Here is a 12,260-nt window from a genome sequence, read left to right as displayed (position 1 = left end):
TCAGTACGCGAGCCGGCTTCCGCCACCGGGCGCGCTGCTGCTCGCCTCGACCAACGCGTCCACGACCACCTCGACATCGGGCAGCCAGAGCTTCGCCCCCGCGGTCTGCGGCGGCCGCAGGCCAGGGGACTTCGGACCGGGCGGGCACTGCGGCAGCGCACGCGGTTCGCGCTCCCATCGGACGCGGCCGCCACTGGACGCGGCGGACGGCGGCAGCAGCAGGTAGCCGCCCTCACCGTGGAACCGGAGAGAGGCGGGCACGTGGTCTTTGGCGTACAGGAGTTCCCCGAGCCGCTCCAGCGAGTACGGCGCCACGAGCAGCGCCCACCGGGTCGGCGTGGCGACGACCGGCCCGAGCCTCAGGCCCTGCGCCTCCAGGCGTACGACGGCCCGCGCGGCCGCACCGGCGGGAAGGCTCACGGCGCACGGGGCGGTCCCGCCGGTCGCCAGCAGGACGGGTGCGGTGGGCCGGTTGGTCCACCACCAGGACACCATGCGGGGATCGGTGGAGGCTGCGAGCAGACCGGGGTCGAAGGGGTGGGCGCCGGGGACGACGCAGTCGGGGTCGGGACAGGCGCAGCGGGTTCCGTCCGTACCGGACCGGCCGACGCCGGGCAGGACGGGCCACTGCCATGTGGTGGCGCAGGTGAGCGCCGCTTCGGGGAGAGCGGAGGCACTGCCGCTCTCCCCCCGGTCGGGGCGCAGGGATTGCAGGCGATCGCGGAGCCGCTGGAGACGCCTTCCGAGGATCTCGCGCATGAGCGCTCGTTCCTTTCCGTTGAACGTCGAGGGCCACATCACACCATGTGATCGACGTCTCACCACACGTACAGGTTTCGCGTCACTGTTCGCCAGGGGCAGGATCACACGGTTCGTACAGTTCTTACGGGTCCATCAAACGTCCGGCGGGGGTGGAGCGCGACCCGCGCCGACTGCCGAGACCGGCTGCCGCCGCTGAGGACGACAGACCGCGACCGAGTGGTTCCCGGTACGTCAACTGCCCTCGGCCACCACCGAGTACGTACCCGACCCCCCTGCGGAGCTCGTCCAGTCGACCTCAAAAACCGATCGCGTCCAGCTTTTTCCGGCCAAGTTCTAGCCTTGGCCCGACAGTGAGTTGCCGTCTCATGGACACCAGGATTCCCACCTGGGCAATGCTGGACATGCCTCCGTGTGTGCGTGTAGATGTGGATTCCTTGATGGCGGCGCAGCACGGTCTGGGGGTTTGCAATGCTATTTGGCGAATCGCACCAGGTGGAAAGGCGGACGCCATGAGCGCCCCGCATCTGCCGAAAGTGGCTGGAATCGATCCAGCAGTTACCACGTCACCGCACACTGCGGCACCCCCGCCCGCCCGGACCACTCCCGCGGCGGCCGCTCCGACCGCACCGGGCAGCCTCATCCAGGACCGGCTGGCAGGCATGGTCTCGGACCTCACCACCCTGCACGAGCTCACCGAGCGTCTGGCCCGCGCCGACGACCTCGACACCTCCCTCAGCGAGTTCCTGCGCGCCGGCGCCGCACTCGTCGGCGCCCGTCGCGGCTTGATCGTCCTGGAGCCCTCCGACGGGCTGGGCCCCACCGCCACCATCGGACTCGGCCTCGGACACGCCGAACTGGGCCACATCGAGACCGTGCCTCGCAGCGCGACCCGCTACGGGCGGATCCTCGACGGACTGCCCGACGCCCAGGGCGGCTCCGAAGTGCTTCCCGAACCGGACGCGCCCCCCGGGGCCGGCGGATTCGCCGCCCCCGTGGATCCCCGTCACCGCGAGGTCGCCGCCCGGCTCGGCTACGCCGCCAGCTACGCACTCCCCCTGACCGCCGAGGCCACCGGCCGACTCGGCGCCGCCGTGTGGCTCTACGACGAACAGGCCGAACCCAGCGACCGCCAGCGCGATCTGGCCGGGCTGTACGTGCGGCACGCCGCCGAGCACCTGGCCCGCATGCTGGAGGTGGAACGATCCCGCACCCGGCTGGCCACCGTCGCGGAGGAACTGCTGCCCAGCCGGCTCCCCCGGATCCCCGGGATCCAGCTCGCGGCCCGCCACCACACGGGACCGCTCGGCGGGGGCGACTGGTACGACGCGCTGCCGCTGCCGGAGGGCGCTCTGGGACTGGCCGTGGGCTCCGTCACCGGATCCGGCCCGAGCGCCGTCGCCGCCATGGGACGGCTGCGCGCGTCCCTGCGCGCCTACGCCGTCATGGAGGGCGAGGATCCGGTCGCCGTCCTGTCCGACCTGGAACTGCTGCTCCGGCTGACCGAACCCGCCCGCTCGGCCACCGCGCTCTTCGCCTACTGCGAGCCCGCCGGGGGGCAGCAGAGCGACGACCGGGACAGCAAGATCATCTTGGCGGGGGCCGGACACACCCCGCCGCTCGTCGTCGGCGAGCACCGCACGGAGTACGTGGAGACCTCGCTCTCCGCCCCCCTGGGCATGTTGTCCTGCTGGGAGGCGCCGAGCATGGAGATCGAACCCGCACCCGGAGAAACGGTGCTTCTCTACACCGACGGGCTGCTCCACCACACCGGCGACCCGATGGACCGGGCCTATGCCCGTCTGCACGCGGCAGCCGCAGGGGCGCCCCGAGCCGCCCGGGAGGACCCGGAGACCCTGTGCGACCACATCCTGCGGACCGTGCTGCCCGACGGGCGGCCGGCCGACGCCCCCGAGGACATCGTGCTGCTCGCAGCCCGCTTCGAGTGATCCGCCGCGTGGCCCGGACCGTGACAACCCGCACGATCCGGACCACGCCTTCCCCGTACACGCATACGATGGGTGAGGTCCACACCCAGGTCCGTACCGTCGTAGCTGAGGAGAAGACGTGGCTGACGAGCTCACCCCGGAGACCCCGGAAGAAGAGCAGCCCAAGAAGACGCACAAGCAGCGCAAAAACGGTCTGTACCCGGGCGTCAGCGACGAACTCGCCGAGAACATGCGCACCGGCTGGGCCGACACCGAGCTGCGCGGTCTGGAGCCGATCGCGCAGGCCGCGCACACCGCGGCCCGGCGTGCCGCGCTGTCCGAGCGCTTCCCCGGTGAGCGCCTGGTCGTCCCCGCAGGCCGTCTGAAGACCCGCTCGAACGACACCGAGTACCCCTTCCGCGCTTCGACGGAGTACGCGTACCTGACCGGCGACCAGACCGAGAACGGCGTCCTGGTCATGGAGCCGGCCGGGGCGAGCGGTCACACCGCGACCATCTACCTGCTGCCGCGCTCCGACCGGGCCAACGGCGAGTTCTGGCTGTCCGGCCAGGGCGAGCTGTGGGTCGGCCGCCGCCACTCCCTCGCCGAGGCCGAGCAGCTCCTCGGCATCCCGGCCCAGGACGTGCGCGAGCTCGCCGCCGCCCTCACCGAGGCCGAGGGCCCGGTCCGCGCCGTGCGCGGCCACGATGCGGTGATCGAGTCCGCCCTCACCGACAAGGTGACCAAGGAACGCGACGAGGAGCTGCGCGTCTACCTCTCCGAGGCCCGCGCCGTGAAGGACGCGTTCGAGATCGGCGAGCTGCAGAAGGCCGTCGACTCCACCGTCCGCGGCTTCGAGGACGTCGTGAAGGTTCTCGACAAGGCCGAGGCCACGTCCGAGCGCTACATCGAGGGCACCTTCTTCCTGCGCGCCCGCGTCGAGGGCAACGACGTCGGCTACGGCTCGATCTGCGCCGCCGGCGCACACGCCTGCACCCTGCACTGGGTGCGCAACGACGGGGACGTCCGCTCCGGTGACCTGCTGCTGCTGGACGCCGGTGTGGAGACCCACTCCCTCTACACCGCGGACGTCACGCGCACGCTGCCGATCAGCGGCACGTACACCGACATCCAGCGCAAGATCTACGACGCGGTCTACGCGTCCCAGGAAGCCGGCATCGCCGCGGTGAAGCCGGGCGCGAAGTTCCGCGACTTCCACGACGCCTCCCAGCACGTACTGGCCGAGAAACTCGTCGAATGGGGGCTGCTGGAAGGCCCGGTCGAGCGTGTCCTGGAGCTCGGTCTGCAGCGCCGCTGGACCCTGCACGGAACCGGCCACATGCTCGGCATGGACGTCCACGACTGCGCGGCCGCGCGCACCGAGGCGTACGTGGACGGAACGTTGGAGCCGGGCATGTGCCTCACCGTGGAGCCGGGGCTCTACTTCCAGGCCGACGACCTGACCGTGCCCGAGGAGTACCGCGGCATCGGCGTCCGCATCGAGGACGACATCCTGGTCACCGAGGACGGCAACCGGAACCTGTCGGCCGGGCTGCCCCGCACCTCGACCGACGTCGAGGCCTGGATGGCGCGCCTGAAGGGCTGACGCCGAGCGGACCGAGGCCGCAACGGCCGAGGCCCGAAGGACCGGTGTCCGCGCCGCAGTACGTGTCGGTGGGCGGGATCTCGTACGAGGTCCCGCCCGCCGTCGTATCCACCGCCCACCGTCGTACTACGACGCCTTCAGCAGCGCGTCGTCACGCCACTTCAGCATCTTGTCGAAGCTCACCACGGCGCCCCGGCCCGGCCGGTTGCGGAAGCGGACGTGATCGGAGAGCTCGGCGATCAGGTGCAGGCCCCGGCCGTGTTCGGCCAGGGCCGGTCTGCGGCAGGCCACCGTGGCGGGCGGGAATCCGGGCCCGGAGTCGGTCACCTCGATGTGGCAGCAGTCCCCGTCCAGATAGGCGGTGACGTGGTACGCCTCGGCCTCGGTCTCGTCCGGGATGTCGCCGCCCCCGCCGTGCTCCACCGCGTTCGCGCAGGCCTCGCTCAGAGCCACCGAGAGATCGAAGGAGATGTCCGCGTCCACCCCCGCGGTCTCCATCGTCCGCAGCAACAGCCGCCTGGCGAGCGACACGCTCGCGGCTTCGCGCCTCAAGTGGAGAGACCACCAGATGCTCATACGGTTACCTATTGCCGCCCGGGAGGGGCCGTAAGCGCCCCGCGGCCGTCCGAGACCTCCGTGCACACGTCCGGCGGATGCGGATCTTCTGGACCTGCCGTAAGGAAGGTGTCAGCGCAGTGCGATGATGTCCCGGCCATGTCTGACCCCCACGCGACGCACGCCGGAGCCGGCCTCCGGCTCATCCGGGCCGCGGTGTTCACCGCGGTCTGTGTCGTGCTGTCCGCGGCCGGGCACGCCCTCGCGTCCTGCGCCACCGTGCCCTGGTGGTCCCTCGGCATCGGCTTCCTCGCGGTCTTCGCCGTCGCCGCCCCGCTCGCGGGGCGCCGCCGGGCGCTGCCCGGCCTGGCCACCGGGCTCGCCGCCGGGCAGCTCTCCTTGCACGCGCTGTTCGGCCTCGGCCAGCACAGCACCGCGGCGGTGGGGACACCCGGCGGCGCCGCTGACGGCTCCCTCGCGGAACTCGCCGCCCGGCTGGTGTGCGGGGGCAATTCCGTACCCCTGAGCCCGTCCGACGCCCGCCGGATCCTGGAATCCGCCGGCCTGGACCCGTCCGCCCTGGCCGAGCAGGCCACGGGACAGGGCCACAGCGTGCACGTGGCCCACGCCGTCACCACGGCACCCGAGACCGGCCTGCTCAGCCCGGCCATGCTGCTCGGGCACCTGCTGGCCGCACTCGTCGCCGGCTGGCTGCTCGGACGGGGCGACGCCGCGCTCTTCCGGCTCGTCGAGCTGTCCCGGCTCACCGCCGACACGGCTCCGATGCGCTCGCTGCGCGCCGCGCTGACGTTCGTACGCGCCCTCGGCGCCGGACTCGGCGCGCCCGCCCGCACCCCGCGGACCGGCCGCCGGACCGGAAACGAGCCCGCGGCGTGCACGGGCCGGGTAGCACTCCAGCACACGGTGATCCGCCGCGGGCCGCCCGCGGCGTTCGCCCTCGCAGCCTGAAGCGGCATCCGCCTCCCCTGGGCACACAAGGGGAGCACCGGTGCCGCGTACTCCGCGCGCGCCCGTGCGCGGAGCCACCGCCGCCACTGCTTCCGTGGAGTGTTTCTGCCATGAAGACCTCTCGCGTCTCCTTCGCCGCCGCCCTCGCCGCCGGCTCCGTCCTCGTCCTCTCCGGCACCGCCTTCGCGCACGTGGGCGTGCAGCCGATCGGCGACGCCGCCAAGGGCGGGTACGCGACGCTCAACTTCAAGGTCCCCAACGAACGCGACAACGCCTCGACCACGCAGCTCGAGGTCAACTTCCCGGTCGACCAGCCCCTCACGTCCGTGATGCCGCAGGACGTCCCCGGCTGGACCGTGAACGTCGAGAGGACGAAGCTCGACAAGCCCCTGACGGTGCACGGCAAGCAGGTCAACGAGGTCGTCACCAAGGTGACCTGGTCAGGCGGCAAGATCGGTCCGGGCATGTTCCAGCAGTTCCCCGTCTCGGTCGGCAAGCTCCCGGAGAACGCCGACCAGATGGTCTTCAAGGCGATCCAGACCTACGACAACGACGAGGTCGTGCGCTGGATCGAGGAGGCCAAGGAAGGCGCCGCGGAACCGCAGACCCCGGCCCCCGTACTGAAGCTGACGGCCGCCAAGGGCGACGACCACCACGCCGGTGCCAAGGCCGACGAGGCGAAGAACGCCGACAAGGAAGCGGGCCACGGCCACGACGAGGCCTCCGCCGGCCACGGATCCGACACCACCGCCCGCGCCCTCGGCATCGCCGGCATCGTCGTCGGACTCGGCGGTGTCGCCTTCGGTATCGCCTCGCGCCGCCGCTCCGCCTGACGGGTGGCGCCCGCGGGCGCCACCGCTCCGTCCATCCCCATCCCCACATCCCCGATCCCAGGGACATTTCTCCATGCGCACCACACGTGTGACGGTCGCCGCGCTCCTCGCTGCTGCCGTACTCACCCTCACCGCCTGCGGCGGTGAACCCGCCAGGGACAACGGCGGGATCACCCAGATCTCCGGCGGCCAGGACGCAAAGAAGGCGGCCACCGTCCTGGACCGCCCCTTCACCAAGCCGGACCTCGTCCTGACGGACACCACCGGCAAGCCGTGGAACCTCCGCGAGCAGACCCAGGGCAAGCCGACGCTCATCTACTTCGGCTACACCAGCTGCCCCGACGTGTGCCCGCTGACGATGAGCAACATCGCTGTCGCCAAGAAGAACCTCGCGAAGGAGGACCAGGACAACCTCCGGGTCGTCTTCGTCACCACTGACCCCGAACGGGACACCCCTGAATCCCTCGGTGCGTGGCTCAAGGCGCAGGATCCGTCCTTCATCGGGCTCACCGGGGACTTCGCGACCATCCAGGCGGCCGCACGGACCCTCGGCATCGGCATCGATCCGGCCAAGAAGGAGGCCGACGGCAGCGTCGTCTCCATGCACGGCGCGCAGGTCATCGCGTTCTCGCCCAAGACCGACGAGGGCTACGTCCTCTACGGCGAGGGCACGACCGTCGAGGACTACGCCAAGGACCTGCCGAAGCTCGCCAAGGGGGAGAACCCGTGAACACCCGCACCGTCCGTACCCTCGCCGCCGCCCTCTCCCTGACGGCGATGCTCGCCATATCCGGCTGCTCCGGAGAATCCGAACCGAAGATGGTCGTCAAGGGCGCCTTCATGCCGCAGCCCGTGAACGACAAGATGGCCGGTGCCTTCATGGTCATCGACAACCCGAGCGAGAACCCCGACAAGCTCATCAGCGCCACTTCCCCCCTCTCCGACGATCTCCAGATCCACGAGACCAAGGACCAGAAGATGCAGCAGGTCCAGTCCATGGACGTGCCGGCGGACGGCGAGCTGAGGCTGGAGCGCGGCGGCAACCACATCATGTTCATGGGGCTCAAGAGCACTCCCAAGGTCGGCGACAAGGTCGCCGTCGAGCTCCGCTTCGAGAAGGCCGGCTCCGTCAAGGTCGAGCTGGATGTGAAGGAACGCACGTACAACGCGCAGGCTCCGACCTCCACGGCCGACCACGGCCACTGACGGACCGAGGACTGACACGCCATGACGGTCACCGCCCCCTCCGCGGCCCGCGCCCGTGCCACGGCACTCCTGCCACGGCTCGCGCTGGTCCTCGCAGCCTTGCTGGCGACCCTGTTCACCGCGGCCGCACCGGCCACGGCGCACGCCGCACTCACCGCGAGCGACCCCACGGACGGGGCGGTGGTCGCCACGGCCCCCGCCCAGGTCACGCTCTCCTTCTCGGAGCAGGTCGCCATGGGCGACGACTCGATTCGTGTCCTCGACCCCCAGGGCCGACGGGTGGACACCGGTGAACTGCGCGACATGTGCAGCGGGAACAGCATCCGCTACGGCACCGCCCTGCACTCCGGTCTGCCCGACGGCACCTACACCGTCGCCTGGCAGGCCGTCTCGGCGGACAGCCACCCGGTCTCCGGCGCGTTCACCTTCTCCATTGGCGCGCCCTCGGCCACGGAGGTCTCCCTCCCCGCCACGGCAGCAGGCGGCGGGCCCGTCGGGATCGCCTACGGCATCGCCCGCTATGCCGCCTACGCCGGCTTCACCGCCCTGGTGGGCGGCGCCGCCTTCATCCTGCTGTGCTGGCGCAGGGGCGCCGCCGAACGGCCGCTCCAGAAGCTCGTCGTGCGGGCCTGGGTCACCCTGACCGCAGCCACCCTGACGATGCTGGTGCTCCGGACCCCTTACACGGGCTCCGGCCGGTTCACCGACGCCTTCGACCTGGACGGGCTCAGGGCGGTCCTGGAGACCAAGACAGGCGCCTCGCTGGTCTCCCGGCTGCTGCTGCTGGGCGCGGCAGCCCTGTTCGTCGCGGTCCTCTTCGGCGTGTTCGCGCGCCGTCTGCAGGACACCGGGACCGAGGAGGAGACCAGGGACACCAACGACCTGACCTTCGGCCTGACCATCGGCGGGGCCGTGGTCTCCGGTGGCATTGCAGCCACCTGGGCCCTCTCCGAGCACGCGTCCACCGGCATCCAGCCCGGCCTCGCCATGCCCGTCGACATCCTCCACCTGATGGCCGTGGCCACCTGGCTGGGCGGCCTCTCCGCCCTGCTCGTCGCCCTGTACAAGGTGCCCGGGATCGAGCGCTCGGCGGTCCGGCGATTCTCCCGGCTCGCCTTCGTCAGCGTGGTGGTCCTGGCCGTTACCGGCATCTACCAGGCCTGGCGGCAGACCGGCAGCTGGTCCGCCCTGACCGGCACCGAGTACGGGCGACTGCTGCTCCTCAAGGTCGCCCTGGTCGTCGTTCTCCTCGCCGTCTCCTACCTGTCACGGAAGTGGACCGCCCGGCTGGCCGAGGCTCCTGCCGCGTTCGAGGAGGCCGACGCGAAGGTGGGCGCGCGGGTAGCCGAACCCGATGATGTTTCACGTGAAACAGAGCCCACCACCACCGTCCCGGCGGACCCGGAGCGGGCCGCACAGCTCGCCCGGCAGCGCGCCGCTCTGGAGAGCGCACGCGAGAAGCGGGTACGTGACGCCGACCCGGACCGGGCGGGCCTGCGCCGCTCCGTGCTCGCCGAAGCGGCGATCGCCGTGGTCCTGCTCGTCGTGACCACGATCCTCACGAGCACCGAACCCGGACGCACCGTGGAGCAGGAGGCGTCCCGCAGCAACGCTTCCACCGCGGTCCCCGACCGCGCCGTAAAGATCACCCTGCCGTTCGACACCGGCGGTCCGACGGGCAAGGGCTCCGTCCGGTTGGAGCTCGACCCGGGCCGGGTCGGCGCCAATACCCTCCACCTCTGGGCGGACACCGGCGAGGGGCAGCCCTTCGACCTCCCCGAGATCAAGGTCGCCTTCACCCTCCCGTCCCAGGACATCGGCCCGCTGCCGGTCCTCCCCGAGCAGGCCGCCCCCGGACACTGGACCGCATCCGGTGTCCAACTGCCGCTTGCCGGCGAATGGCGCATCGATGTGACCGTCCGCACGTCCGACATTGACCAGACCACCGTCCAGAAGACCGTGAAGATCGGCTGACCAGCGTGACCGAGAGCAACCCTGACATCGAGATCTCCCGGCGCCGGCTGCTGGGCACCGTCGGCGCGGCAGGCGCGGCCGGCCTGGCCCTCGGCGGCGCGAGCGGCGCCCTCGCACACGCCTCGCTCGCCGATTCCGGCAGTGGCTCGGCGACCGGAGCGGCTGGGACCTTGTCCTCCTTGGGAGCCACCCGGGTGGCGTTCCACGGGGACCACCAGGCCGGCATCACCACGCCCCTACAGGCCAAGGGACACGTGGTCGCCTTCGACCTGGCCCCCGGAGCGGGCCGCGCCGAGGCCGCGGCGCTGCTGCGTCGCTGGTCCGACACCGCACGGCGGCTCATGGCCGGCGAGACCGCACCGACCGCCGACAGCGGTATCGCCCTCGACGCCGGGCCGTCCTCCCTCACGGTCACCTTCGGCTTCGGACACTCCTTCTTCGACCGCACGGGCCTCGGCTCCCGCCGCCCCGCCGCCCTCGACCCGCTGCCCGACTTCTCCTCCGACCGGCTCGACGCGCAGCGCAGCAACGGCGACCTGTGGGTCCAGATCGGCGCGAACGACGGACTCGTCGCCTTCCACGCCCTGCGCGCACTCCAGAAAGACGCCGGGGAAGCCGCCCGCGTCCGTTGGCAGATGAACGGCTTCAACCGGTCCCCCGGCGCGACCGACACCCCGATGACCGCCCGCAACCTCATGGGGCAGGTCGACGGCACCGGCAACCCGAAGCCCTCCGAGCCCGACTTCGACAAACGGATCTTCGTTCCCGCCGTGGGCCCCGGGCCCGCGGAGCACGCCTGGATGGGCGGAGGCTCGTACGCCGTCGTGCGGCGCATCCGCATGCTCCTCGACGACTGGGACAAACAGTCCCTCGACCAGCAGGAGCAGGTCATCGGCCGCACCAAGGCCACTGGCGCACCGCTGACGGGTGGCGGCGAGACCACCGAGATGGAGCTCGACAAGATCGGCCCCGACGGCAGGCCCGTCATCCCGTCGAACGCGCACGCCCGTATCTCGGCCCCCGAGCAGAACGGCGGGGCCGCCATGCTGCGGCGCCCCTTCTCGTTTCACGACGGAATCGGCCCCGACGGAGCTCCGGACGCCGGGCTCCTGTTCATTTGCTGGCAGGCCGACCCGCTGCGCGGCTTCGTGCCCGTACAGCGCAAGCTCGACCGCGGCGACGCGCTGTCGGCGTTCATCCGACACGAGTCCAGCGGCCTGTACGCGGTTCCGCCCGGCCCGCGCAGCGGCGAGTACGTGGGGCAGCGACTGCTCGAAGGATGAACAGCGCCGCGGTGGCCGGGACCCCGGCATTAGGCTGATCGCATGTCAGCCACCCGCTTCACGTATCTCGGTCCCGAGGGCACCTTCACCGAGGCCGCCCTGCGCACCCTGCCGGAAGCCGCGACCCGGGAGCTCGTCCCGATGGTGTCGGTCCCGGCCGCCCTGGACGCCGTGCGCAACGGCGAGGCGGCCGCCGCCCTCGTACCGATCGAGAACTCGGTGGAGGGAGGAGTCACGGCCACCCTCGACGAACTGGCCTCGGGCGAGCCGTTGATGATCTACCGCGAGGTGCTGCTGCCCATCGCGTTCGCCCTGCTGGTACGGCCGGGGACCGCCCTGTCGGACGTGAAGACGGTCACCGGGCACCCGGTCGCCCAGCCCCAGGTGCGGAACTGGCTGCGGGCGAACCTGCCCGACGCGGTATGGGAGTCGGCGGCCTCGAACGCCGATGGCGCCCGGCTGGTCCAGGAGGGACGCTTCGACGCCGCCTTCGCCGGCGAGTTCGCCGCCGCCACCTACGGCCTCGTGCCGCTGGTCACCGAGATCCACGACGCGGAGAACGCCGAGACCCGGTTCGTGCTGGTGGGACGTCCCGCGCGGCCGGCCGCACCGACGGGTGCCGACAAGACGTCCGTCGTCCTGTGGCTCGGCGACGACCACCCTGGTGCGCTGCTGGAGCTCCTTCAGGAGTTCGCGGTCCGCGGGGTGAACCTGATGCTCATCCAGTCCCGTCCGACCGGACAGGGCATCGGCAACTACTGCTTCGCCGTCGACGCGGAGGGCCATATCTCGGACCGGCGGGTCAGCGAGGCGCTTATGGGCCTCAAGCGGACCTGTCCTCAGGTCCGCTTCCTCGGCTCCTACCCCCGCGCCGGTGTCGCTCAGAGTGACGTGCGGTCCCCGCGGGCCGGAACCTCCGATGGCGATTTCACGGCTGCGTCCGACTGGCTGGCACGCTGCCTCGACGGTCGGGCCTAGCGCCCCCTCTATCCACAGAGTTATCCACAGGTTGCGGCCGAGACTGGGGATAAGTCGACAGAGCGGTACGGCAAGGTCGACAAATCGGTCAGGCAGCCCAGGTTTCGCGCCGGGAAGCGACAGGTGAACGGTGTCACCCCCGTATCGCCGATGAACACTTTGGAGCGAG

At 71.3% G+C, this 12,260-nt stretch carries 11 protein-coding genes; 9 read left to right on the top strand and 2 right to left on the bottom strand.

Annotated features, from left to right (window positions below):
- Positions 1 to 759 (bottom strand): bifunctional DNA primase/polymerase, encoded by a 759-nt coding sequence (locus AW27_RS17280; RefSeq protein ID WP_037920236.1) that lies wholly within the window; start codon positions 757 to 759, stop codon positions 1 to 3.
- Between the two features lie 395 nt (positions 760 to 1,154).
- Here AW27_RS17280 and AW27_RS17275 point away from each other — a divergent pair, with 395 nt between their 5' ends.
- Together AW27_RS17275 and AW27_RS17270 are read left to right on the top strand one after the other, a co-directional pair.
- Positions 1,155 to 2,708, top strand: coding sequence for a PP2C family protein-serine/threonine phosphatase (locus AW27_RS17275; RefSeq protein WP_078556251.1), 1,554 nt, complete (start codon positions 1,155 to 1,157; stop codon positions 2,706 to 2,708).
- A 118-nt stretch (positions 2,709 to 2,826) separates the two neighbouring features.
- On the top strand, positions 2,827 to 4,293 hold the full coding sequence (locus AW27_RS17270) for an aminopeptidase P family protein (protein ID WP_037920240.1): 1,467 nt from the start codon (positions 2,827 to 2,829) through the stop codon (positions 4,291 to 4,293).
- Positions 4,294 to 4,419: 126 nt separating this feature from the next.
- On the opposite strand, the gene AW27_RS17265 is transcribed toward AW27_RS17270, so the two are convergent.
- The gene (locus AW27_RS17265) at positions 4,420 to 4,869 is read right to left on the bottom strand and encodes an ATP-binding protein (protein ID WP_037920243.1); all 450 of its coding nucleotides are present in this window, start codon (positions 4,867 to 4,869) and stop codon (positions 4,420 to 4,422) included.
- Between the two features lie 138 nt (positions 4,870 to 5,007).
- Between AW27_RS17265 and AW27_RS17260 the strand changes: the two genes are divergently transcribed.
- From AW27_RS17260 to pheA, 7 genes are all read left to right on the top strand, one after another.
- Positions 5,008 to 5,817, top strand: coding sequence for a hypothetical protein (locus AW27_RS17260; RefSeq protein ID WP_037920246.1), 810 nt, complete (start codon positions 5,008 to 5,010; stop codon positions 5,815 to 5,817).
- Between the two features lie 110 nt (positions 5,818 to 5,927).
- Positions 5,928 to 6,650, top strand: a complete 723-nt coding sequence (locus AW27_RS17255) for a YcnI family copper-binding membrane protein (RefSeq protein ID WP_037920249.1) — start codon at positions 5,928 to 5,930, stop codon at positions 6,648 to 6,650.
- Positions 6,651 to 6,723: 73 nt separating this feature from the next.
- Positions 6,724 to 7,380 (top strand): SCO family protein, encoded by a 657-nt coding sequence (locus tag AW27_RS17250; RefSeq protein WP_037920252.1) that lies wholly within the window; start codon positions 6,724 to 6,726, stop codon positions 7,378 to 7,380.
- Positions 7,377 to 7,856, top strand: coding sequence for a copper chaperone PCu(A)C (locus AW27_RS17245; protein WP_037920254.1), 480 nt, complete (start codon positions 7,377 to 7,379; stop codon positions 7,854 to 7,856). Before AW27_RS17250 ends, AW27_RS17245 begins: the two co-directional genes overlap by 4 nt.
- Positions 7,857 to 7,877: 21 nt before the next feature.
- Positions 7,878 to 9,830, top strand: a complete 1,953-nt coding sequence (locus AW27_RS17240) for a copper resistance CopC/CopD family protein (RefSeq protein WP_037920256.1) — start codon at positions 7,878 to 7,880, stop codon at positions 9,828 to 9,830.
- Positions 9,827 to 11,113, top strand: coding sequence for an iron uptake transporter deferrochelatase/peroxidase subunit (gene efeB / locus AW27_RS17235; RefSeq protein WP_370466687.1), 1,287 nt, complete (start codon positions 9,827 to 9,829; stop codon positions 11,111 to 11,113). The genes AW27_RS17240 and efeB overlap by 4 nt, the downstream gene beginning before the upstream one ends.
- A 42-nt stretch (positions 11,114 to 11,155) precedes the next feature.
- Positions 11,156 to 12,091 carry a prephenate dehydratase gene (gene pheA / locus AW27_RS17230; protein WP_037920260.1) on the top strand — a complete coding sequence of 312 codons (936 nt, stop codon included), beginning with the start codon at positions 11,156 to 11,158 and terminating at the stop codon, positions 12,089 to 12,091.
- The last annotated feature ends 169 nt before the right edge of the window (positions 12,092 to 12,260 follow it).

The sequence above is a fragment of the Streptomyces sp. PCS3-D2 genome (genome assembly GCF_000612545.2).
GTDB lineage: Bacteria > Actinomycetota > Actinomycetes > Streptomycetales > Streptomycetaceae > Streptomyces.
The sequence above is the reverse complement of the archived record's forward strand: the minus strand, read 5'-3'. Positions and strand labels throughout refer to the sequence as shown.